Annotated in this window: 22 protein-coding genes and 1 pseudogene; 8 read left to right on the top strand and 15 right to left on the bottom strand. The window is 62.9% G+C overall.

Annotated elements, in window-relative coordinates; all coding sequences use genetic code 11:
• Window positions 1-6 precede the first annotated feature (6 nt).
• Complete coding sequence (gene rpsD / locus ACYG97_RS07290) at window positions 7-624, bottom strand: 30S ribosomal protein S4 (protein WP_023669107.1); 618 nt, start codon at window positions 622-624, stop codon at window positions 7-9.
• Window positions 625-1,010: 386 nt separating this feature from the next.
• Here rpsD and ACYG97_RS07285 point away from each other — a divergent pair, with 386 nt between their 5' ends.
• A complete protein-coding gene (locus ACYG97_RS07285) occupies window positions 1,011-1,211 on the top strand; it encodes a hypothetical protein (protein WP_023690200.1) in 201 nt (66 codons plus the stop codon).
• 83 nt (window positions 1,212-1,294) lie between these two features.
• Here ACYG97_RS07285 and ACYG97_RS07280 read toward each other — a convergent pair whose 3' ends face one another.
• A complete protein-coding gene (locus ACYG97_RS07280) occupies window positions 1,295-1,483 on the bottom strand; it encodes a DUF3008 family protein (RefSeq protein ID WP_023684876.1) in 189 nt (62 codons plus the stop codon).
• A gap of 162 nt (window positions 1,484-1,645) precedes the next feature.
• Here ACYG97_RS07280 and ACYG97_RS07275 point away from each other — a divergent pair, with 162 nt between their 5' ends.
• Window positions 1,646-3,028 carry an RNB domain-containing ribonuclease gene (locus tag ACYG97_RS07275; RefSeq protein ID WP_023734528.1) on the top strand — a complete coding sequence of 461 codons (1,383 nt, stop codon included), beginning with the start codon at window positions 1,646-1,648 and terminating at the stop codon, window positions 3,026-3,028.
• 83 nt (window positions 3,029-3,111) lie between these two features.
• On the opposite strand, the gene murI is transcribed toward ACYG97_RS07275, so the two are convergent.
• From murI to ACYG97_RS07260, 3 genes are all read right to left on the bottom strand, one after another.
• The gene (gene murI / locus ACYG97_RS07270) at window positions 3,112-3,900 is read right to left on the bottom strand and encodes a glutamate racemase (RefSeq protein WP_023684874.1); all 789 of its coding nucleotides are present in this window, start codon (window positions 3,898-3,900) and stop codon (window positions 3,112-3,114) included.
• A 146-nt stretch (window positions 3,901-4,046) separates the two neighbouring features.
• Window positions 4,047-4,655 (bottom strand): DUF805 domain-containing protein, encoded by a 609-nt coding sequence (locus ACYG97_RS07265; RefSeq protein ID WP_023731156.1) that lies wholly within the window; start codon window positions 4,653-4,655, stop codon window positions 4,047-4,049.
• Window positions 4,656-4,736: 81 nt separating this feature from the next.
• Window positions 4,737-5,585, bottom strand: a complete 849-nt coding sequence (locus ACYG97_RS07260; RefSeq protein WP_023734527.1) for an RNA methyltransferase — start codon at window positions 5,583-5,585, stop codon at window positions 4,737-4,739.
• 216 nt (window positions 5,586-5,801) lie between these two features.
• Between ACYG97_RS07260 and ACYG97_RS07255 the strand changes: the two genes are divergently transcribed.
• The 3 genes from ACYG97_RS07255 to ACYG97_RS07245 are packed head-to-tail and all read left to right on the top strand — an operon-like array spanning window position 5,802 to window position 8,237.
• The gene (locus ACYG97_RS07255) at window positions 5,802-7,013 is read left to right on the top strand and encodes an NADP-dependent isocitrate dehydrogenase (protein ID WP_023734526.1); all 1,212 of its coding nucleotides are present in this window, start codon (window positions 5,802-5,804) and stop codon (window positions 7,011-7,013) included.
• Between the two features lie 10 nt (window positions 7,014-7,023).
• Window positions 7,024-7,638: a glutathione S-transferase family protein gene (locus tag ACYG97_RS07250; protein WP_023734525.1), complete on the top strand. Its 615-nt coding sequence runs from the start codon at window positions 7,024-7,026 to the stop codon at window positions 7,636-7,638.
• 14 nt (window positions 7,639-7,652) lie between these two features.
• Window positions 7,653-8,237 (top strand): demethoxyubiquinone hydroxylase family protein, encoded by a 585-nt coding sequence (locus ACYG97_RS07245; protein ID WP_023734524.1) that lies wholly within the window; start codon window positions 7,653-7,655, stop codon window positions 8,235-8,237.
• Window positions 8,238-8,349: 112 nt separating this feature from the next.
• On the opposite strand, the gene alaS is transcribed toward ACYG97_RS07245, so the two are convergent.
• On the bottom strand, window positions 8,350-11,016 hold the full coding sequence (gene alaS, locus ACYG97_RS07240; RefSeq protein WP_352624558.1) for an alanine--tRNA ligase: 2,667 nt from the start codon (window positions 11,014-11,016) through the stop codon (window positions 8,350-8,352).
• A 271-nt stretch (window positions 11,017-11,287) separates the two neighbouring features.
• Window positions 11,288-12,391, bottom strand: a complete 1,104-nt coding sequence (gene recA, locus ACYG97_RS07235) for a recombinase RecA (protein ID WP_023669117.1) — start codon at window positions 12,389-12,391, stop codon at window positions 11,288-11,290.
• A gap of 282 nt (window positions 12,392-12,673) precedes the next feature.
• On the opposite strand from recA, the gene ACYG97_RS07230 reads away from it, so the two are divergent.
• Window positions 12,674-13,618 (top strand): carbohydrate kinase family protein, encoded by a 945-nt coding sequence (locus ACYG97_RS07230; RefSeq protein ID WP_023734523.1) that lies wholly within the window; start codon window positions 12,674-12,676, stop codon window positions 13,616-13,618.
• Window positions 13,619-13,688: 70 nt separating this feature from the next.
• On the top strand, window positions 13,689-14,606 hold the full coding sequence (locus tag ACYG97_RS07225; protein ID WP_023734522.1) for a pseudouridine-5'-phosphate glycosidase: 918 nt from the start codon (window positions 13,689-13,691) through the stop codon (window positions 14,604-14,606).
• Between the two features lie 203 nt (window positions 14,607-14,809).
• On the opposite strand, the pseudogene ACYG97_RS07220 reads toward ACYG97_RS07225, so the two are convergent.
• Window positions 14,810-15,131: pseudogene (locus tag ACYG97_RS07220) on the bottom strand (TfoX/Sxy family protein).
• Between the two features lie 83 nt (window positions 15,132-15,214).
• On the opposite strand from ACYG97_RS07220, the gene ACYG97_RS07215 reads away from it, so the two are divergent.
• Window positions 15,215-15,712 (top strand): GFA family protein, encoded by a 498-nt coding sequence (locus ACYG97_RS07215; RefSeq protein WP_023669121.1) that lies wholly within the window; start codon window positions 15,215-15,217, stop codon window positions 15,710-15,712.
• 144 nt (window positions 15,713-15,856) lie between these two features.
• Here ACYG97_RS07215 and sufA read toward each other — a convergent pair whose 3' ends face one another.
• From sufA to ACYG97_RS07180, 7 genes are all read right to left on the bottom strand, one after another.
• On the bottom strand, window positions 15,857-16,237 hold the full coding sequence (sufA, locus tag ACYG97_RS07210; protein WP_013532156.1) for a Fe-S cluster assembly scaffold SufA: 381 nt from the start codon (window positions 16,235-16,237) through the stop codon (window positions 15,857-15,859).
• Between the two features lie 105 nt (window positions 16,238-16,342).
• Complete coding sequence (locus ACYG97_RS07205) at window positions 16,343-16,729, bottom strand: SUF system Fe-S cluster assembly protein (RefSeq protein WP_023709315.1); 387 nt, start codon at window positions 16,727-16,729, stop codon at window positions 16,343-16,345.
• Between the two features lie 21 nt (window positions 16,730-16,750).
• Window positions 16,751-17,992, bottom strand: coding sequence for a cysteine desulfurase (locus ACYG97_RS07200; RefSeq protein ID WP_023734521.1), 1,242 nt, complete (start codon window positions 17,990-17,992; stop codon window positions 16,751-16,753).
• Between the two features lie 128 nt (window positions 17,993-18,120).
• On the bottom strand, window positions 18,121-19,389 hold the full coding sequence (gene sufD, locus ACYG97_RS07195; protein WP_023734520.1) for a Fe-S cluster assembly protein SufD: 1,269 nt from the start codon (window positions 19,387-19,389) through the stop codon (window positions 18,121-18,123).
• A 40-nt stretch (window positions 19,390-19,429) separates the two neighbouring features.
• Window positions 19,430-20,185: a Fe-S cluster assembly ATPase SufC gene (gene sufC, locus ACYG97_RS07190; RefSeq protein WP_023734519.1), complete on the bottom strand. Its 756-nt coding sequence runs from the start codon at window positions 20,183-20,185 to the stop codon at window positions 19,430-19,432.
• 29 nt (window positions 20,186-20,214) lie between these two features.
• On the bottom strand, window positions 20,215-21,732 hold the full coding sequence (gene sufB / locus ACYG97_RS07185) for a Fe-S cluster assembly protein SufB (protein ID WP_023706434.1): 1,518 nt from the start codon (window positions 21,730-21,732) through the stop codon (window positions 20,215-20,217).
• A 187-nt stretch (window positions 21,733-21,919) separates the two neighbouring features.
• Window positions 21,920-23,083 (bottom strand): cysteine desulfurase family protein, encoded by a 1,164-nt coding sequence (locus ACYG97_RS07180; RefSeq protein ID WP_023734518.1) that lies wholly within the window; start codon window positions 23,081-23,083, stop codon window positions 21,920-21,922.
• Between the last annotated feature and the right edge of the window lie 148 nt (window positions 23,084-23,231).

The raw sequence follows: 23,231 nt of genomic DNA, 5'->3' as shown, positions 1-23,231 counted from the left end.
GATCGCTTAGCGCGAATAGAATTCGACGACCAGGTTCGGCTCCATCTGCACGGCGAAGGGAACATCGGCCAGGCCGGGGATGCGCGAGAAGGTCGCGACCATCTTGTTGTGATCGACTTCGATATAGTCCGGCACGTCGCGCTCGGCGAGGCCGACCGCTTCCAGCACGATGACCAGCTGCTTCGACTTTTCGCGCACTTCGACGACGTCGCCCGGCTTGCAACGGTACGAGCCGATGTTGACGCGCTTGCCGTTGACGTTGACGTGGCCGTGGTTGACGAACTGGCGAGCCGCGAAAATGGTCGGCACGAACTTGGAGCGGTAGACGACCGCGTCGAGACGCGACTCGAGCAGGCCGATCAGGTTCTCGGAGGTGTCGCCCTTGCGGCGATCAGCCTCTTCATAGACCTTGCGGAACTGCTTTTCGGAGACATCACCATAGTGACCCTTCAGCTTCTGCTTGGCGCGCAGCTGCAGGCCGAAATCGGAAAGCTTGCCCTTGCGGCGCTGGCCGTGCTGGCCGGGGCCGTATTCACGCTTGTTGACCGGGGACTTCGGGCGGCCCCAGATGTTTTCGCCGAGACGGCGGTCGATCTTGTACTTCGCGGATTCGCGCTTGCTCATCGCATTCCCTTTCAAAACAAACCACCCGGAGCCTCATGGTCCGGGTGAAGGAAACGCGCCCTCCTCTGGCCTCCGTTTTCGAGGCCTGACAGGGTTTTCCCACGCAACGCGGCGGAAAACCCACGGGACACGTCAGTCTAGACAAAACCCAGGAAACGATAAACCTGCTTTCCCGGGTTTGCCATGCAAAAGAAACAACCGGGCATTGCGGCCCGGTGTTGGTGGGCTCGTTAAACGGAGATTTGAGCAGAGTCAAGCGCGTCGCTGGCGCTGGGCCCGGCAACCATATCACGTCTTTGGCGTTGAGTGCCGTGCCGGATGCGGCGGGAGGTTGTTGCGCCGACGGCATTTAGGAAGGGACTGGAGCCAAAGGAGCCCGAAGTCGCATGAAGAAGTTTTTCCTCTCGTTGGTCGGTGCAGCCGTCCTGGCCGGGACGATGTCGATCGCCGTGCCCGAGCCAGCGATGGCCAAGCATTGGCAGGGCCACAAGCATCGTCAGACCTGCCATGTCGTGGTGAAGAAGAAGGTCATCTGGCGGCATGGCCACAAGAAGGTCATCCGCTACAAGGTGAAGCGCTGCTGGTGACGTCAGGAGTTTCGGGCTTGGCCTGAATCGAAGAAGCCCGTGGTTTCGGCCACGGGCTTTGTTTATCAACTCGGTTCAAGGTTTCAGTCTGCCGATTTCTTCTCCGGCAGGCCTTTGCGCTTGGTCTCGGCGAATTCCTCGAGCTGTTTTTCGCTCATCGAATTGTACATCGACTTCGACGCGCCTTGAAGCTCGCTCTTCCTGGTCTCGCCGCGCTTGGCCGACAGGGCTGCTCCAGCGGCCTTTTGCTGTGCTTTTGAGGTTGCAGGCATATCGGCTCCTCCTTTGCTGCCAGAGGAAGAAACGTTGCGCTCCGGCGACGGTTCCAGCGCTGGCGGTCAACTTCCGTTCCGCGCTTATGCCTGCCCATGGTCGGCCGGCACTGCCGGCAAAACCACCTTCCCGTGCCCGCAACGCCGGTGTAGGACGGCGCCATGAAATCGTTGAACGATCCCTCGCAGGCACTCGCTACCGGCCTCGCGAAAATCCGCACCGAGTTCCATGTGCCGGAGGGATTTCCCCCTGATGTAATGGCCATGGCACAGACGGCGGCCAGGCGCGTGCCCGACCAGCATGCCGACCGCACGGCGATGCCCTTCGTGACGCTCGACCCCGCGGCTTCCACCGATCTTGACCAAGCGTTTTCGATCGAAGCGAGCGGTAGCGACCTTCTGTTGCACTATGCCATTGCCGACGTAGCCTGGTTCGTCGCAGACGGCGACGCGGTGGATCGCGAAGCCTGGGCGCGGGGCGAAACCCTGTATTTGCCGGACGGGAAGGCCGGGCTCTATCCCCGGGTCATTGCCGAGGGCGCCGCGAGCTTGCTGCCCGGCGGTCCGCGTCCGGCTGTCATCTTCACGGTCCGGATCGCCGACGACGGAGCGGTAAGGCTGGATGGCGCGGAGCGGGCAATCATTCAAAGCCGCGCCAAGCTCGCCTATGACAGCGTGCAGGCCGCCGACGTCCCAGTCGGCTTCGCCGAAATCGCGCGGCGCATGGCGGCGGCCGAAGATCGTCGCGGCGCTTCGCGCGTCGACCCGCCCGAGCAGGAGGTGGAACAGCTTGCCGATGGCACATTCCAGCTTGCGTTCAGACCGCTGCTGCAATCCGAGCAAGACAACGCAGCACTTTCGCTGGCCGCCAACATGGCGATTGCCGACGCCATGCTGGCACACCGGACCGGGTTGTTCCGGGTGATGGCGCCGCCCGATGCTTCCAAAGTACAAAGACTGCGCAGCGCGGCACGGGCCTTAGGCCTGTCCTGGCCTCCTTCGACCAGCCTGTCCGACTATCAGCGAACCCTCGATCCGACCAACATGCAACAGGCAGCGCTGATGCTGGAAATCCGCCGCGCCGGCTCCGGTGCGTCCTACCAACCCTATGAAGAAGGCGTTGTCCCCTGGCACGAGGCGATGGCCGCGACCTATGCCCACGCCACCGCACCCCTGAGGCGGCTGGCCGATCGCTATGTCGTGCGCTGCGTGCTGGCCATCGTCAACGGCCAGCCGGTGCCGCAAGCCGTTACCGAGGCGTTTTCCAGACTGCCAAAGGTGATGGGCCGCGCAGGCGCCCGCGCCTCGCAGATCAACCACGCGGCCATCGACCTTGCCGAGGCGGTGATGCTGAGGGGGCGCGTGGGTGAAACATTCAAGGCCGTCGTCACCGACGTCGGTGATCAGCGTGCGCGCGTTCAGCTCTCGGACATGCCTGTCGTTGCGAATGTGAAGGCCTCAGGGTTCAGGCAGGGCGATGGCCTGACGCTAAGGCTTGTTTCGGCCGATCCGGATCGGCGCGTCATTGTCTTCGAACCTGTCTAAAGCGCGTCGGCGACGCGCTTTGGTTTTTTTGTTTTTTGCATGTCGTTGTCCCAAAACCGCTGCGCACTTTTGGGCGACATGCATTAGCGCGCGCTCAATCCAAAACCCTGCATCAGCCGGCTGATGGCGAAATCCGCCTTTCCCGAGGTAAAGACGGCGATGTCGGGCTCGCTTTGCGGCAATGGCCCGTCGACAGCCGGAAGCAGCGACAGAGCACGCCGCGCAATCGCCTCGGCCGGGTCGATCCAGTCGACCGGCCAGGGCGCGGTCTTGCGCATGCGATTGGCCAGGAACGGATAGTGCGTGCAGGCGAGCACGACGATGTCCGTGCGCAAATCGTCATGCTGGACGAAACACGGTGCGATCTCGGCACGCACGGCCTCCTCGTCGACAAAGCCCTCGCGCATGTAGGCCTCGGCCAGTCCGGCCAGATTGTTGCTGCCGACCAGCCGGACATGGCATTTCTGCGCCCATTTGCCGATCAGGTCGCGCGTGTACTGGCGCTTCACCGTGCCCGGCGTCGCCAGCACCGAGACCAGCCCGGACCGGGTGCGCTCGGCAGCCGGCTTGATTGCCGGCACCGTGCCGACAAAGGGATGGCCAGGGAATTTTTCCCGCAACGCATCGATCACCAGCGTCGAAGCGGTATTGCAGGCGACGACCGAAATTTCCGGATCAAAACGGTCGAGCAGCTTGGCGAAGAGCTCGACTATATGGGCCTGCAGCGCCGGCTCTTCCCAGGCGCCGTAGGGAAAGGCCTTGTCATCGGCGACGTAGACGAAGCGCCGGTCGGGCATCAGCACGCGCGCTTCGCGCAGCACGGTCAATCCGCCAACGCCGGAATCGAACATCAGTATCGGACGGTGGCTCATTGATATCGGACCATGAAAGAGGCTGGATCAGAAGGCTTGGCGGTCATTGGCCAATGCCGTTCTATCTGCAACCATCATGGCCTTGAAGTGGCGAATGTTAGCAACTTCCACGCAAAGCCGGCGAAGACGACCTTGCCTCGGCTGCTCTAGAGCCCGCGCTTGCCGAAGCCGGCGGGCCGCGGACGGCCCAGAGGCTGGGCGGACGGCACCGAGCGCGTGGCCGGTGTGGCGTTGCGCATAGAAGACTGTGCCGCGCTGCTGGCCATCCGGCTGGATGCCGCAGGCATGGGCGTATCGCCATCGAAATCGAAAACCGATGTCAGTTCGTCGATATTGATGCCCGCCACCGGCTTAGCCACCAGAATCGTGCACCAAAGGCCAAAGATCGACAGCGCAAGCAGGTTCAAACCGCTGGACGTGCTTTCCGGATTGTTGAAATCGATGACCAGCAGCGTGCCTGCCTGCAGAAAGGCGTAGATGGCGCAGAACACGATGTAGGACCACAGGATCCAGGCTTTGCCGTTGGCGTCGCGGCTGCGTCGCCAGGCGATGTTGGCACGCATGACCACAGCCAGGAGGGAAACGATCAGAACCGCGCCTGCCATCCCTTGCCGCGATGGACCGGGCGCCGAGTTGACCAGCCCCTCAAAGCCGATCGTGCCAACGATGCACAGCACGGCAAGAACGGCCTCGAGCAGGGCTACGCCGAGGGAATAGAAGAAGAAGCGCATACGGCCGATTTTGGACGTGAACATCTGCCACCCCACCGTTTTGACAACAATGGATGATAAGCAAATAAAATTCGGTTACTTCAGCCGTTCGAAGCTTAGCGATTTCTAATCTTCTTTATCTGCCTGGGGTTTTCGCGCAGCGGCCGGCAAACGCCTTGGATCGTCTCCCGGCGAGCCGTCACCGCGCGGCATGGCCGGCGAAAACCGGTCGAGCGACGAGATGATGCCGCGCAGCACTTTCAGTTCCGGCTCGGCGAAACCGGCGCGCGTCAAGACGGCGCGCAGATTGTCGACCATCTTGGGTTTCTTGGGCGCCGGGCGGAAATAACCGCGCGCTTCGAGCGCGCCTTCGAGATAGGCAAACAGGCCGTGCAACTCTTCCTTGCTCGCCGGCTTCATTTCAGGGCTGGAGAAATTGGTCGCCGTCTCGTCCTTCAGGCCGGATTTCATCCATTCATAGGACATCAACAGCACGGCCTGGGCGATGTTGAGCGACGAAAAGCCGGGATCGACCGGAAAGGTGACGATCTCGTCGGCCAGCCCGACCTCGTCATTGTAGAGCCCAAAACGCTCGCGGCCGAACAAGATGCCGGTGCGCAGGCCGGCCATCTGACGCGCCCTGAGCGCCCTGCCCGCCTCGACCGGACCACGCACGGGTTTGAAGCCGTCGCGCTCGCGCGCCGTGGTGGCGAAGACAAAATTGAGGTCGGCGACGGCGGACGCCAGGTCGCCGAACACTGTTACGGCATCGATGACATGGTCGGCGCGGCTGGCGGCGGCGCGCGCCTTCTCGCTCGGCCAGCCGTCACGCGGGTTGACCAGTCTCAGTTCGGCAAGGCCGAAATTGGCCATGGCGCGCGCGACCATGCCGATATTCTCGCCAAGCTGCGGCTCGACCAGGATGATCGCCGGGGCGGCGGCGGATGCGTTTTCAGGATGATCGGCGGCGGACATGGTCTCAATGAACTGCTGTTTGCGGCATTTCAGCGTTCCCTGCCACATCCGCTCGGCAATATGAAGCTTTTGCAAACACCGGTCGCGGCACAGACGACCCATTCTGCACGGATCGGCGTTTGCGCGGCCAAATAGGCTTTGATATACGCTCCGCATCCCCGGCCGAAGCCATGCGGGCAAGGCCGTTTAGTTCCCCAAAAGCGAGGCATTCTTTTCATGGCGAAGATCAAGGTGGCGAACCCGGTCGTCGAGCTCGACGGCGACGAGATGACCCGCATCATCTGGCAGTTCATCAAGGACAAGCTGATCCACCCTTATCTCGACCTGAAGCTCGAATATTACGACCTCGGCGTCGAGCACCGCGATGCCACCAACGACCAGGTGACCATCGATTCGGCCAATGCCATCAAGAAATGGGGCGTCGGCGTGAAATGCGCGACGATCACGCCCGACGAGCAGCGCGTCGAGGAATTCAAGCTGAAGAAGATGTGGAAGTCGCCCAACGGCACCATCCGCAACATTCTCGGCGGCACCATTTTTCGCGAACCGATCATCATGAAGAACGTGCCGCGCTTGGTGCCGGGATGGACCAAGCCGATCATCGTCGGCCGTCATGCCTTCGGCGACCAGTATCGCGCCACCGATTTCCGCTTCCCCGGCAAGGGCAAGCTGACCATCAAGTTCGTCGGCGAGGACGGCAAGGTGATCGAGCATGACGTGTACGACGCACCCGGCCCCGGCGTTGCCATGGCGATGTACAATCTCGACGACTCCATCCGGGAATTCGCCCGCGCCTCGCTGAATTACGGCCTGCTGCGCAACTATCCGGTTTATCTCTCGACCAAGAACACCATCCTCAAAGCCTATGATGGCCGCTTCAAGGACATTTTCCAGGAGGTCTACGAGGTTGAATTCGAGGCCGAGTTCAAGGCGAAGAAGCTGTGGTACGAGCACCGGCTGATCGACGACATGGTGGCCTCCGCCCTGAAATGGTCTGGCGGCTATGTCTGGGCCTGCAAGAATTATGACGGCGACGTCCAGTCCGACACGGTGGCGCAAGGTTTTGGCTCGCTTGGCCTGATGACCTCCGTGCTGATGACGCCGGACGGCAAGACGGTGGAAGCGGAGGCCGCGCACGGCACCGTGACGCGCCACTATCGCCAGCACCAGAAGGGCGAGGAAACCTCGACCAATTCGATCGCCTCGATCTTCGCCTGGACGCGCGGCCTCGCCCACCGCGCCAAGCTCGACGATAATGCCGAGTTGAAGCGATTTGCCGACACGCTGGAGAAGGTCTGCATCCAGACGGTTGAGAGCGGCTTCATGACCAAGGACCTGTCGCTCTTGATCGGTCCCGACCAACCATGGCTGTCGACCACCGGCTTCCTCGACAAGATCGACGAGAATTTGCAGAAGGCGATGGCGTAAGCCGGCAGCCATGGCCAAGCCGGTCGTCTACGGGGCGGACTACAGCGTCTATGTGCGCATCGTCCGCCTCGTGCTGGCGGAAAAAGGCATCGACTACGACCTTGTGCCGGTCGATGTCTTTGCCGCCGAGGGCACTCCCGCCTGGTACTTCGAGCATCACCCTTTCGGCCGCATTCCGGCCTTCGAGCACGACGGCTTTCGCCTGTTCGAAACCAGCGCAATCGCCCGCTATGTCGACGAGGCGTTCGACGGCCCGGCACTGCAGCCAAAAGACGCCCGCACCCGTGCAACGATGAACCAGCTCATCGGCATGCTCGACGCCTATGCCTACAGATCGATGGTCTGGGACGTCGCCGTCGAGCGGCTTGAGAAGGAAGCGCCAGACGAGGCACTGGTCGCCAACGGGCTGCGCCAGGCGGAAACGGTGCTGCGGGTGCTCACCGCACTCAAGCCTCCCGGGCCGTGGCTGCTCGGGGACCATCTGACGCTGGCCGACCTGCATGCGGCATCCATCATCGCCTATTTCGTCAAGGTCGCCGACGGGCAAAAGCTGCTTGCGGCGTTCGCCGACATCCAGGCCTGGTGGGAGGGCATCGCAAAACGTCCGAGCCTGGCGGCGGGCTGATATGGGTTCGGGCCATGGCTGACCCATCTCGCCAGGACGCGCTCACCGTCGCCAGAATTGTCAGGGTCAACCACGCCGGTGGGTTTGGTGCGATCAGGATCTATTCGGCGCAGATTCTTGTCGCCAGGCGCTTATGGCCGGATTGCGTGCCATCCTTGTCCGAGATGCTTGGGCACGAGCGCACGCATTGCGCTGCGTTCCGCGCCGCCATGCCGGCGCGGCGGTCGCGACCGTGCCGGGTGATGCAGTTCTGGAGCTGGGGTGGCTGGGTGCTGGGTTTTGTCACCGCCCTGCTCGGTCCGCAAGGCACCTGGGCCTGCACGGCGGCGGTTGAAGCGGCGGTGCATCGCCATCTGGACGATCAGCTGTTTTTCCTCGCCAATCGCGACCACGACTTGCACGGCATCATCCTGGCGATCCGCGAGGAAGAGCTCGCCCATCTCCATCACGCCGAAGAGCAGCTGAAATCGCCCGGCCCGGCGCTGAACTTTTTACGGTCGCTGATTTCGATCGCCACGGACGTGCTGATCTGGCTGTCCACCTGGGGCGATTCCAGCAGAATGACGCGCGCCCTGAAGGCGGCGAAAAGAACTAGCTAGACGGACCGTCTAAGAGCTGATTGCCGGCTTGCCACTATCAGCCACAGAATGGCAAGCACGGCGGCGAAGGCCGGAAAGCCGCACACAAACCAGATACGACATAGGGTGGCTTTCAGGCTGCCTCCAGCGCCGCCCTCACCGCGGCGATCGCATCATTGGCCTTCGAGGCGTCCGGGCCGCCGGCTTGCGCCATGTCGGGCCGTCCGCCACCGCCCTGCCCGCCCAATGCGGCCGAGGCAACGCGCACAAGATCGACAGCGCTGAAGCGGCCGACGAGATCGTCCGTCACTGCGACCACGACGCTTGCCTTGTTGTCTTCGCCCGCACCGACGAAGACGACGACGCCTGAGCCGAGGGAAGTCTTGCCGGCATCGGCCAGCGGCTTCAAATCCTTCGGCGACACGCCGGAAACCGCTTTGCCGAGGAAGCCGATACCGGCGACGGTTTCGGTGGTGGCCGGAGCATCGGCCGCGGCACCACCGCCCAGCGCGAGTTTCTTGCGGGCTTCGCTCAGTTCCTTCTCGAGCTTCTTGCGTTCCTCGAGCAGCGCCTCGACACGCGCCGGCACGTCGGCCGGCGAAATCTTCAACACAGCCGCCGTCGCCTTCAGGCGCCTGTCCTGCTCGTCGAGATATTTTCGTGCGGCTTCGCCGGTCAGCGCCTCGATGCGGCGCACGCCGGCGGCGACCGCGCTGTCGGAGACAACGCGAACCAGACCAATATCGCCGGTCGCCCGGACATGGGTGCCACCGCAGAGCTCGACCGAATAGGGCCGGTTGGCCTTGGCGCCATGCACGCCGGTGCCCATCGAAACGACACGCACCTCGTCACCATATTTCTCGCCGAACAGCGCCATGGCGCCTTCGGCGATGGCGTCGTCGACCGACATCAGCCGCGTCGTCACCGGGCTGTTCTGGACGACGATTTCGTTGGCCATGCGCTCGACCTCTTCGAGGTCTTCGGCCGAGATCGGCTTGTTGTGCGAGATGTCGAAGCGCAGGCGCTCGGGCGCGACCAGCGAACCTTTCTGCGCGACATGGGTGCCCAGCACCTCGCGCAGCGCCTCGTGGATCAGATGCGTTGCCGAATGATTGGCGCGCAGCCGGGTGCGGCGCGCATGGTCAACCTTCAGCTCGACGGCTGCACCTGGCTTGACCGTGCCGTTCGTCACCTTGCCCAGGTGCACGAACAGGCCGTCGGCCTTTTTCTGCGTGTCGGAAACCTCGATCGAGAAACCTTCGCCGGAGATGATACCGGTGTCGCCCATCTGGCCGCCGGACTCGCCATAGAACGGCGTCTGGTTGACGACCACCGCCACCGCGTCGCCCTTGATCGCGCTGTCGACGGTCTTGCCGTCCTTGACCAGCGCCTGGATGAGGCCTTCCGCCTGTTCGGTCTCGTAGCCGAGGAATTCGGTGGCGCCGGCCTTCTCGCGTACAGAAAACCAGATGGTCTCGGTGGCCGCGTCGCCGGAGCCAGCCCAATGCTTGCGCGCTTCGGCCTTCTGCTGCTCCATCGCATGGGTGAATCCGGCAAGGTCGACCGAGATGTTGCGCTGGCGCAGTGCGTCCTGCGTCAGATCGAGCGGGAAGCCGTACGTGTCATAGAGCTTGAACGCGGTCTCGCCATCCAGCATATCGCCGGCGTGCAGCGTATCCGTCGCCTCCGAGAGCAGGCCGAGGCCGCGCACCAGCGTCTTGCGGAACCTGGTCTCCTCGAGCTTCAGCGTCTCGGTGATCAGCTGTTCGCCGCGCAGCAGTTCGGGATAGGCCTGGCCCATCTCGCGCACCAGCGCCGGCACCAGTTTCCACATCAACGGCTCCTTGGCGCCGAGCAACTGCGCATGGCGCATGGCGCGGCGCATGATGCGGCGCAGCACATAGCCGCGGCCTTCGTTCGACGGCAGCACGCCATCGGCCACCAGGAAGGAGGACGAGCGCAGATGGTCGGCAATGACGCGGAAGGAGGCGACCGTCTCCTTGTCCGGGCCCTGCCCGAGCGCTGACGAGGCCGCATCGATCAGATGACGGAACAGGTCGGTCTCGAAGACGCTCTCCACCCCTTGCAGGATGGAGGCCATGCGCTCCAGGCCCATGCCGGTGTCGATCGACGGCCGCGGCAGGTCGATGCGCTCATCCTTGGTGACCTGCTCATATTGCATGAACACCAGGTTCCAGAATTCAAGGAAGCGGTCGCCGTCCTCCTCCGGGCTGCCGGGAGGGCCGCCCCAGATGTGCTCGCCACGGTCGATGAAGATTTCCGAGCACGGCCCGCACGGTCCGGTGTCGCCCATAGCCCAGAAATTGTCGGAGGTCGGGATGCGGATGATGCGGTCATCGGAGAAACCGGCGATCTTCTTCCAGAAGCCGGCCGCCTCGTCATCGGTGTGATAGACGGTGACCAGCAGCTTGTCCTTGTTCAGCCCGAACTCCTTGGTGATCAGGTTCCAGGCCAGTTCGATGGCGCGCTCCTTGAAATAGTCGCCGAAGGAGAAATTGCCGAGCATTTCGAAGAAGGTCAGATGGCGCGCGGTGTAGCCGACATTGTCGAGGTCGTTGTGCTTGCCGCCGGCGCGCACGCTTTTCTGCGCAGTGGTGGCGCGCGAATAGGACCGCTTCTCCAGGCCGGTGAAGACGTTCTTGAACTGCACCATGCCGGCATTGGTGAACATCAGCGTCGGGTCGTTGCGCGGCACCAGCGGGCTCGAGGCCACGACCTCGTGGCCCTCCTTGCGGAAATAGTCGAGGAATGTCGACCGGATCTCGTTCACGCCACTCATGACTGCTGCCTTTTCGCGAAAACCGCCGGCACGGCCGGCGGACACTGGTCTCTGCTTTTTAGAAGATTGACTTGGCCTTTTAGCGGGCACGCCCCACCCTGTCCAGAAACACGGAATTGGGCCATCCCGGCAACTGCCAAGCCGGCTTCACGCTGCCCAAAAACGAAAACCGCCGGCGCGAAGGCCGGCGGTTTGAAACGCAATACTAAAGAACTCGGTTACTTAAGCATCGGATAATAGACTGGATTTATGGCCGAACTCTGGCCGTGCCCTACATGGCGCCGGATTCTTCCTCGAAGCCGTCGTCGCTTTCGCCGCGCTCGGGGCCGCCATTTTCAAGAAATTTCTCGGCGATCAGCCCGGCATTCTGCCGCAGCGCAAGTTCGATCTCACGCGCCGTGTCGGGATTGTCGCGCAGGAACAGTTTGGCGTTTTCGCGACCTTGGCCGAGACGCTGCGAATTGTAGGAGAACCAGGCGCCGGACTTCTCGACCACGCCGGCCTTGACGCCGAGGTCGACCAGTTCGCCGGTCTTGGAGACGCCCTCGCCATACATGATGTCGAACTCGACCACCTTGAAGGGCGGCGCCAGCTTGTTCTTGACCACCTTGACCCGGGTCTGGTTGCCGACGACCTCGTCGCGGTCCTTGACCGAGCCGATGCGGCGGATGTCGAGGCGCACCGAAGCGTAGAATTTCAGCGCGTTGCCGCCGGTCGTGGTTTCGGGCGAACCGAACATGACGCCGATCTTCATGCGGATCTGGTTGATGAAGATGACCATGGTGTTGGAGCGCGAGATCGAGGCGGTCAGCTTGCGCAGCGCCTGGCTCATCAGACGCGCCTGGAGACCGGGCAGAGAATCGCCCATCTCGCCTTCGATTTCGGCGCGCGGCGTCAGCGCCGCCACCGAATCGACGACCAGCACGTCGATGGCGCCTGAACGCACCAGCGTGTCGCATATTTCCAGCGCCTGCTCGCCGGTGTCCGGCTGCGAGATCAAGAGGTTTTCCAGATCGACGCCGAGCTTGCGGGCATAGACCGGATCGAGTGCGTGCTCGGCATCGACGAAGGCGCAGATACCGCCTTTCTTCTGGGCTTCGGCAACTGTGTGCAGCGCCAATGTCGTCTTGCCCGAGCTTTCCGGCCCGTAGATCTCGACGATGCGGCCGCGCGGCAGGCCGCCGACGCCAAGCGCGATGTCGAGGCCCAGCGATCCGGTCGGCACGGTTTCGATCTCGACGACCTGCTCGTTGGCGCCAAGCCGCATGATCGAGCCCTTGCCGAAGGCGCGCTCGATTTGCGACAGCGCCGCGTCCAGAGCCTTTGATTTGTCCACCGCTTTGTCCTCTACAAGCCGCAAAGAATTCTGAGCCATGATACATCACCCCTTGGTCGTCAATGAAGGCCGGACAATCCGTAATCCCTGCCCATTTTGTACTACTTTTGTTCTCGTTTGGCAAGAGGGGTCAAATATCTGAAAAGCAATCTTTATCCGGATTTGTTCTTTTTTTGTCTCATGGTTTCGTTTCCGGATGTATCCACCATTGGGCCAGACGCGCCGGCTGTTTCGATCGGCCGAATCGCCGGCTTGCCTGCGAAGCTCCGCCGCACAGCGTAGCGCTTGTGCGGCTCGAATAACAAAGGTCATATCGCCGGCATGGTGAAATCAGCAAAGATACTGGCGGTGGGCGGCGCCCATATCGATCGCCGCGGCCAGGTGTCGGGCACGTACGTGCCCGCGGCGTCCAACCCCGGCACGATGCGCGAGGATGTCGGCGGCGGCGTATTCAACGCGCTGCGCAGCCTGGTGCGGCGCGGCGTCTCGGCCTCGCTTTTGTCGGTGCGCGGCGGCGATGCCTCGGCCGAGACGGTTGCGCGCGCCATCGCCGACTCCGGCATTGCCGACCTGTCGGCGGTTTTCCTCGACCGCACGACGCCGAGCTACACGGCGCTGATCGATCGCGACGGCGAGCTGATCACCGGCTTTGCCGACATGGCGCTCTACGATTTGGCGTTCCCCAAGCAGATCCGCCGCTCCAAGGTGCGCGAGGTGGTCGCCGAGGCCGATGCGGTGCTCTGCGACGCCAATCTGCCATCAACGGCGCTGGAGCGGCTGGTGGGGCTCGCCGCCGGCAAGCCGGTGTTCGCCATTGCCATTTCGCCGGCCAAGGTGGTGCGGATGATACCGGTGCTGAAGGAGCTCGCGCAGGTCTTCATGAACCGGCGCGAGGCCATGGTGCTGGCCGGCGTCGATGCCAATGCCACCGAGCGCGAGACCATCGACGGACTGCGCTGCAGCGGCCTCACCAGTGGCGTGGTGACGGCGGGCGATGGCCCGGTGCTGGGATTCGACGAAGCCGGCGCCTTCTCTATCCTGCCGCCGGCGCCGAGAAAAGTCGCCGACGTCACCGGCGCCGGCGACGCGCTGGCCGGCGCCACCATCGCTGCCCTGCTGCGCGGCCTGCCCCTGCGCCAGGCATTGCGCGAGGGCGTTGCCGCCGCCACGCTGGCCATTGAAAGCGCCGACGCGGTTCCGGCCTTCACGATTGCGACCTTCACTGAGGCACTGGCTCTTGTGCCCGACGCGCAGGAAATGGCATGAGGGCGGCCAATTGCCATTGCCGGAGCGCGACGTCCAAGCGGACGCGCGGATCTCCGGATCGGAGACCATCATGACACCGCAAAGCGCCCGCCCCTTGATCGACATCCACGCGCCCGTGGCTGAGGCGCTCGCCGCTGGCCGCCCGGTCGTGGCGCTGGAGAGCACCATCATCACCCATGGCATGCCTTACCCCGACAATGGCGCCATGGCCGCCAATGTCGAAAAGATCATCCTGGACAATGGCGCGGTGCCGGCGACGATCGCCGTGGTTGCCGGCCGCATCAAGATCGGGCTGTCCGACGGCGAGCGCGAGTCGCTGGCGATGACCGGCGACGCCATGAAGCTGTCGCGCGCCGATCTCGGCTTTGCGGTGGCGCAAGGCCGCACCGGCGGGACCACGGTCGCCGCCACCATGATCGCGGCCGACATGGTCGGGATCAAGGTGTTCGCCACCGGCGGCATTGGCGGCGTCCACAAGGGCGCGGAAAAGAGCTTCGACATCTCGGCCGATCTCGACGAGTTGGCGCGCACGCCGGTCATCGTCGTCTCGGCCGGCGCCAAGGCGATCCTCGACATCGAAAAGACGCTGGAAGTGCTGGAGACGCGCGGCGTGCCGGTGATTGGCCATGGCTGCGAGACGATGCCGGCCTTCTGGTCGCGGCATTCGCCGTTCCGCGCGCCGCTGACCCTGCACAGACCGGAAGAGATCGCGCATTTCTACAAGACCAGGGCGGCACTTGGCCTGGTCGGCGGCATGCTGATCGCCAACCCGGTGCCGCAGGACGATGAAATCCCGGCCGACGAGATGGCCGGCTATATCGAGGCCGCGCAGAAGGCGGCGGAAGTGCAGAATGTGACCGGAAAGGCGGTGACGCCGTTCCTGTTGGGCAAAATCCTCGAACTGACCGGCGGCCGGAGCTTGAAGACCAACATCGCGCTGGTCGAGAACAATGCGCGGCTGGCGGCGAGGATTGCCAAGGCGCTGTAGGATCGCCTACGTCGGCGGGACAGCACCCCCCTCTGGCCTGCCGGCCATCTCCCCCGCAAGGAGGGAGATTAACAGCTTAGCCGCAGGCTCCCATTTTCAACGATGGTGATTGGCGAAGGCCAATGTGACAACTGATCTCCCCCCTTGCGGGGGAGATGTCCGGCAGGACAGAGGGGGGTGGGAAGAAACGCGACGGTCCCGGTTCACTTCCCCGCCCGCCGCCCCGCCTCATACGCCCGGCGCCCACACCCTCATCTCGTCAGGATCATCAAACGCGTCGTCGGGAATGCTCCAGTACGGCATCGCGACCAGCTTGCCGTGGCGGGTGCCGGTATAGGTCCATTGCTTGCAGCCGGCGGCTTCGAAATCGGGCGCGCTTTGCTCGTCAGCCTTGAGCAGCAATTCGCCGCGCAGCACGATGGCGACGATGACGCCGTCGAAATAGATACCCTTGCCGCCGAACAGTTTTCGGATACTGACCGGGCCGAGGCCTTCGAACAGCTCTTCGATGCGTTCATTGTCCATGCCGCAATCATGTCACCGGGCTTGCCATGGCTGCAACCAAAAACCATGCTGGCAAGTTGAGAGCCATCCGTCGGAGTTTTGTCATGCCGCTGCTGCTCAAGGGATCCTGCCGCTGCGATGCCGTCCATTTCGAGGTGGAGAGCAACACGCCGGTGCCGTTCATGCTGTGCTACTGCTCGATCTGCCGCAAGCAGCAGGGCGGCGGCGGCTTCGCCATCAATCTCGGCGCCGATTACAAGACGCTGAAAATCAAGGGCAAGCGCAATCTCGGCGTCTACCAGGCCGAGATCGCGGACGACGAGCATCCAAAGTGTGAGATTTCGACGGGCGAGCGCAATTTCTGCAAGAAGTGCGGTTCGGCGCTCTGGCTCTACGATCCGACATGGCCGGACCTGGTCCACCCCTTCGCCTCGGCAATCGACAGCGAGTTGCCGAAGCCGCCGGAGAAGGTGCATCTGATGTTGAAATACAAGGCGAGTTGGGTCGAGCCGGTGATCGGCAAGAAGGACAATGCGTTCGACGTCTATCCCGAGGAATCGATCGCCGACTGGCACAAGCGGACGAAGATGTGGGTGAAGTGAGGACTCGGAGCGCGACTTCCGATGGTTAGCGCTGCCCCTCATCCGGCCCTTCGGGCCGTTCGTCATTCGAAAAGCCAAGCAATTGGCTTTTCGCCCGCTGCGCGGACCATTCCTCACCTCCCCGTGAACGGGGCGAAGGAAAGATCAGGCGGAAGCGCGCGCTTCAGCCAGCGCCTTCAGGTCGGCGGGCTTCAGTTCGACGGATTCGCCGCAGCCGCAGGCCGAACTCTGGTTCGGGTTGTGGAAGGTGAAGCCGGTGCGCAGCGTGGTCTGCTCGAAATCCATCTCGGTGCCGAACAGGAAAAGGGCAGCCTCGGGCGCGACATAGACATGCGCGCCGTCGCGTTCGATATGGTCGTCCTTGGTATTGGGCTCGGTCACCAGGTCGACCGTGTATTCCATGCCGGCGCAGCCGCCCTTCTTGATGCCGAGGCGAATGCCATGCGCATTGTCGCGCGTGGCGACGATCTCGCGCACCCGGTCGGCGGCCTTTTCGGTCATCGTGATGACGGCGAAGCGTCCCATTCTTTTTCCTCTTCCATTCCATGCAGGTTCAAGGCCTGCCGAATGATTCCTCACCTAAAATGGTGAAGTTTTACCACTGGTGCAAGTGCACCAACCTCAGTCAACCTAGTACCAGCCCACCGCCACCTGCGCCTCTTCCGACATGCGGTCGGGCGACCAGGGCGGGTCGAAGGTCATGTTGACCTCGACGCCGGAGACGCCTTCGACGGCGCCGACGGCGTTTTCCACCCAGCCGGGCATTTCGCCGGCCACCGGACAGCCGGGCGCGGTCAGCGTCATGTCGATCTTGACCGCGCGGTTGTCCTCGATGTCGATCTTGTAGATGAGGCCGAGCTCATAGATGTCGGCCGGTATTTCCGGGTCATAGACCGTCTTCAGCGCCGAGACGATGTCGTCGGTCAGCCGCGCCAGTTCGTCGGCGGGAATGGCCGAGGCGGAAACCAGCGGATTGATGGCTGCTTCCGGCGCGGTGGTGTGGCTCGCATCATCCATGGTCGTCATCCAAAGAACCTGTCACCCGAAGAACTTGCGCGCTTTTTCCAGCGCATCGGCCAAAGCGTCGACTTCGGCCCTGGTATTATACATGCCGAACGATGCCCTGCATGTGGAGGTTACGCCAAAGCGTTTCAACAGCGGCTGGGCGCAATGGGTGCCCGCGCGGACGGCAACACCTTGCCTGTCTATCACCATCGACACGTCATGGGCATGAATGCCCTGCAACTCAAAGGAAATGATGGCGCCCTTGTCCGGCGCGTCGCCGAAGATGCGCAGCGAGTTGATGGCGCGCAGCCGCTCGTGTGCGTAGGTCTTGAGGTCGGCCTCGTGCGCGGCGATGCGCTCGCGGCCGATCTTTTCCATGTATTCCAATGCTGCACCCAGCCCGATCGCCTGCACGATCGGCGGCGTGCCGGCCTCGAAGCGGTGCGGCGGCTCGTTGTAGGAGACGACGTCTTCCGTCACTTCCTCGATCATCTCGCCTCCGCCCATGAAGGGGCGCATGGCCGAGAGAATATCCTTCTTGCCGTAAAGCACGCCGATGCCGGACGGCCCGTAAACCTTGTGGCCGGTGAAGACGAAGAAGTCGCAATCCAGATCCTGCACGTCGATCGGCATGTGCACGGCGCTCTGGCTGCCGTCGACAAGTACGGGAATTCCACGCGAATGCGCGATGCGCACGATCTCCTTGATCGGGGTTACCGTGCCCAGCGCGTTCGACATATGCGTGATGGCGACGAGCTTGGTCTTGTCGGTCAGCCGCTTTTCGAATTCCTCGATGTGGAAGATGCCGAGATCGTCGACCGGCACCCAGACCAGCTTGGCGCCCTGCCGCTCCCGGATGAAATGCCACGGCACGATGTTGGAGTGGTGCTCCATGATCGACAGCACGATCTCGTCGCCCGCGCCGATATTGGGCATGCCATAGCCGTAAGCCACGGTGTTGATCGCCGCGGTCGTGTTCGAGGTGAAGACGATGTTGTCGGTGCTTGGCGCATTGAGGAAACGGCGCACCGTCTCGCGTGCCTTCTCATAAGCGTCGGTTGCGGCATTCGACAGGAAATGCAGGCCGCGATGCACGTTGGCGTATTCCTGGGAATAGGCGTGCTGGATCGTATCCAGCACCACCTGCGGCTTCTGCGCCGAGGCGCCATTGTCGAGATAGACCAGCGGTTTGCCGTAGACTTCGCGCGACAGGATCGGGAAGTCGCGGCGGATCGCCTCGACGTCGTATGGGGTTGTTTCGATCTTCTGGTCCATTACAAGCTCTCTTGAGGCACCGCCTCACTTCGTCACCCCTCACTCGACCGAGCTTCGCTCGGCCACCGCCCGGGGCGAGTCACTTGCCTCGCCCGTCCTTCGGACCCACAAGGGGAGAAGGGGAGGCGCTACCCATGCGCCACGAACCAGTCGTCCAGCCTTGTTTCCAGGGCCTCGACGATGGTTTCGTCGTCCAGTTCCTCGATCACTTCGGCGACGAACGCCTTGACCAGCAGGCCACGGGCGCTCTTCTCGTCGATGCCGCGAGCCATCAGGTAGAACAGATGGTTGTGGTCGATCTCGGTAACGGTCGCGCCGTGGCCGCAGATGACGTCGTCGGCGAAGATTTCCAGCTCCGGCTTGGTCGAGAACTCGCCATCGTCCGACAAAAGCAGCGTGTTGCAGGCCATCTTGGCGTTGGTCTTCTGCGCGTATTGGTGGACGTTGATGCGGCCCTGGAAGACGCCGCGCGCCTTGCCGGTCACGACATTGCGGATCACTTCCGTCGATGTCGTGTGCGGCACGGCATGGTCGAGCACCATTGTCACGTCGGTGTGGGTGTCGCCGGCCAGAAGGTTGATGCCGCGCAATTTGAAGTCGGCGCCTTCGCCCGTGGTCTTCACCACGATCTCCTGGCGCACAAGCTTGCCGCCGGCATTCATGAAGAACAGCGTCAGCTTCGAATTCTTGCCGAGATGCGCCTTGAACTGCGCCAGATGGGTGGCCGTTTCCGGCTGTTCCTGGATGATCAGCCAGGTCACCTCGGCGCCCTCGCCCAACACCAGCTGGCTGACGGAGCTGGCCAGAGCCGCGCCCTCGCCCGCCTGACGCTCGACGATCGCAGCCTTGGCGCCGGCGCCGACACGCACGGGAAAGCGCACATGGGTCTGTCCGCCGGCTTGCAGGTTCTGCAATTCGATCGGCTTCTCCAGTGCTGCGCCATCGGCGACGTCGACCAAATAGCCGTCGGCGACGAAAGCAGTGTTCAGCGCGCCGATGGCGTCATCGCTGCCATAGGGGTCGAGGCCGGGCGCAATCGAGCCGTCGGTCAGCTTTTCCGACAGGCGCTGGATCGTCACGCCCTCGATCGCGGGGAATTTCGCACTCGAGACGCCGTTCAGAACCGCCAGCACGGCGGAACCTTCGACGATGGGCGTTAGCGTTTTGGCGGCGGCCGTCGGATCGAATGCCGGCACCGCGGTCAACAGCCGGCGCAGGTCAGTGTAATGCCAGGATTCGATGCGCCGCGTCGGCAGCCCGTGCTTGATCGCCTCGATGGCGTCGTCGCGCTTCAGCATCACCGCACCGTCGCCCGGCAGCAGCGACAGCCGCTCGCCGAAAGCGTCGATCAACGCCGTTTCAGCCTGGGTGCGCTGGGGTGTCGAATGCATGTTCATAAGCTTGGCCCTGTCTTTTGGTACAAAATGACCTGGCATCTCACGCGGCTTCGCCGATCACGCCGGCATAGCCATTGGCTTCGAGATCGAGCGCCAGCGACTTGTCGCCGGACTTGATCACCTGGCCCTTGTATAGGACGTGCACGCTATCGGGCACGATGTGCTCGAGCAGGCGCTGGTAGTGAGTGATGACGATGATGGCGCGGTCGGGCGAGCGCAGCGCGTTGACGCCGTCCGAGACGATCTTCAGCGCATCGATATCGAGGCCGGAATCGGTCTCGTCGAGCACGCAAAGTTTCGGCTCCAGCAGCTTCATCTGCAGGATCTCGGCCCGCTTCTTCTCGCCGCCGGAGAAGCCGACATTGAGCGGCCGCTTCAGCATCGCCATGTCCATCGAGAGCGAGGCTGCCGCCTCCTTCACCCGCTTCAGGAATTCCGGAATTTTCAGCGGTTCCTCGCCGCGCGCCTTGCGCTGCTCGTTCATCGCCACTTTCAGGAATTCCATGGTCGCGACCCCAGGTATCTCCATCGGATACTGGAAGGCGAGAAAAATGCCCGCGGTGGCGCGCTCGGCCGGATCCATTTCGAGGATCGACTGGCCGTTATAGAGGATGTCGCCTTCGGTGACCTCATAATCCTCGCGGCCGGCGAGGATGTAGGACAGCGTCGATTTGCCCGAGCCGTTCGGCCCCATGATGGCGGCGACCTCGCCGGCTTTCACCGTCAGGTTCAGGCCGCGGATGATCTCGGTGCCGTCATCGACGATGCGGGCATGCAGATTCTTGATCTCAAGCATTTTTTCTTTCCTGGATATATATTGTCCGGTCAGCCGACCGAGCCCTCGAGGCTGATGCCGATAAGCTTCTGCGCTTCGACCGCGAACTCCATCGGCAGCTGCTGGATGACATCCTTGACGAAGCCGTTGACGATCAGCGCGATCGCCTCTTCCTCGGGAATGCCGCGCTGCATGACGTAGAATTTCTGGTCCTCGGAAATCTTCGACGTCGTCGCTTCGTGCTCGAACTGCGCCGTCGAATTCTTGGCTTCCATGTAGGGCACGGTGTGGGCGCCGCACTGGTCGCCGATCAGGAGACTATCGCAATTGGTGAAGTTGCGGGCGTTGGTCGCCTTGCGATGCGCCGAGACCTGGCCGCGATAGGTGTTCTGCGAGAAGCCGGCGGCAATGCCCTTGGAGATGATGCGGCTCGACGTGTTCTTGCCGAGATGGATCATCTTGGTGCCGCTATCGACCTGCTGGTAGCCGTTCGACACGGCGATCGAATAGAACTCGCCGGAGGAATCGTCGCCGCGCAGGATGCAGCTCGGATATTTCCAGGTGATCGCCGAACCGGTCTCGACCTGTGTCCACGAGATCTTCGAACGGTGGCCGCGGCAGTCGCCGCGCTTGGTGACGAAATTGTAGATGCCGCCCTTGCCCTCGGCATCGCCGGGGTACCAGTTCTGCACCGTCGAATATTTGATCTCGGCATCGTCGAGCGCCACCAGTTCGACGACGGCGGCATGCAGCTGGTTCTCGTCGCGCTGCGGCGCCGTGCAGCCTTCGAGATAGGAGACGTAAGCCCCCTCCTCGGCGATGATCAGCGTGCGCTCGAACTGGCCGGTGTTCTTCTCGTTCATGCGGAAATAGGTCGACAGCTCCATCGGGCAGCGCACGCCCTTGGGCACGAAGACGAACGAGCCGTCGGTGAAGACAGCCGAATTCAGCGTGGCGTAGAAATTGTCGGAGGTCGGCACGACCGAGCCGAGATATTTCTGGACCAGCTCCGGATGCTCGCGGATGGCCTCCGAGATCGAGCAGAAGATGACGCCGGCCTGCGCCAGCTCCTTCTTGAACGTGGTGACGACGGAAACGGAATCGAACACCGCGTCGACCGCGACACGGCCCGATTTGTAGACGTTGTCGCTGGGCTCCTCGAGATCGGAGACGTCGGTCTTCTGCACGCCGGCGAGGATTTCTTGTTCCCGCAGCGGAATGCCGAGCTTCTCGTAGACCTTCAACAGCTCGGGATCGACGTCGCTCAGCGAGGTCGGGCCGGGCGTGCTCTTGGGCGCCGCGTAGTAATAGAGGTCCTGAAAATCGATCTTCGGATAATGGACGCGCGCCCAGGTCGGCTCTTCCAGCGTCAGCCAGCGCCGATATGCTTCCAGACGCCATTCCAGCATCCAGGACGGTTCATCCTTCTTGGCCGAGATGAAGCGAATAATGTCTTCGCTCAGGCCCTTGGGGGCCTTGTCCATCGCGATCTCTGTCTGGAATCCGTATTTGTACTGGTCGACGTCGATCTTTCGGACCCGATCGATCGTGTCCTGCACAGCAGGCATAAGCGTTCTCCATCCACGCCGGGGTCAAGGCCCGACAGTTTTCAAACTATGGCATCGCCAGGGCTGCCCATGAGGCGCAGAAGGCGGCGTAAGTTTCATATAGTGCGTCTCGGCCGGGAATTCACCTGGCCACTTGCAAACGCACGGCTCTACCAGGCCGCGAGGGCCTGAATTCTTTGTCGCCGCCTCAGGCGGCTTGTTCCCTGCCCGCCCGGCGCTGGGCAATACCAGCCAGCGCAGCACGGAACAGTTCGATATCCCCGGCACTCGTTGCGTGGCCGATGGACACGCGCAAAGCGCCGAGGCTGTCGCCGTAACCCATGGCTTTCAGCACATGGCTCGGCCCGACCTTGCCCGACGAACAGGCCGATCCCGCCGACAGCGCCACGCCAGCCAGATCGAACGCGATCTGCGCCGTCTCGGCCTTGATGCCGGGAATAGCGAAGAATGTCGTATTGGCAAGCCTTGGCGCGCCGGTTCCGAAGATTTCTGCGTCCGGCACCAGCGTTTTGAGTGTTTTCTCGACCTCGCCGCGGCGTTGCGCGATCGCTTCGACGTCTTTCAGTCCAGCCAAAGCCTGCCGCGCCGCGGCGCCAAAGCCGGCGATGGCCGCCAGGTTTTCGGTGCCGCCGCGATGGCCCTTTTCCTGGCCGCCGCCATTGATCAGCGGCTTCGGCATCATCAGATCGGCTGCCGCAACGACGGCGCCGACACCCTTGGGGCCGCCGATCTTGTGCGAAGACAGAATCAAATAGTCGGCGTAAGCCGCTGACATATCGATTGGAACACGGCCCGCAGCCTGCACCGCGTCGACCACCAGAATGCCGCCCGCCGCCTTGACGATCGCGGCGATGGCTTCAATGGGCTGGATGACGCCGGTCTCGTTGTTGGCCGCATGGATCGCGACCAACGGCAGGCCTTCGGCCTTGTCATGCGCGGCCAGAGCGGCTGTCAGATGAGCGAGCACAGCGATACCATCGGCGTCGACGCCGATCCGCGAAACCTGTGTTGCCGGGAAGCGGCCGCCGTTCAACAGGCAAGGGTGGTCGGCCTCGCACACATAGAGCCGGCTCATGCGCACCGTGCCACGGCCCATCTGCCAATCCGGCGTCAGCAGCGTCGATGCGGCTTCCGTCGCGCCCGAGGTGAAGACGACATGCTCGGCCTTGGCGCCGACAAGTGCTGCCACATCACGCCGGGCAGTGTCGATCAGGCGCCGCGCCGCGCGCCCCTCGGCATGCACCGACGACGGATTGGCGACGAGATCGAGCGCGGCAATCATCGCCTCGCGCGCCTCGGCAATGAGCGGCGCGCTGGCATTGTAGTCGAGATAGGCGCGTGCTGCGGCCATTTTCACCCAATCGATCCCGTCAAGACCCTTTCCGCAAGGATAGCGCGTTATTTCCTTGAAATTGCAAGGCAAGACGTCCTATTTACGCGGCTTGCGGCGAGGATGGCCGGGCCGTCACGGCTGGCTATCCAGTTTTGAACAATTCTAA

The sequence above is a fragment of the Mesorhizobium sp. W067 genome (genome assembly GCF_054719525.1).
The sequence above is the reverse complement of the archived record's forward strand: the minus strand, read 5'-3'. Positions and strand labels throughout refer to the sequence as shown.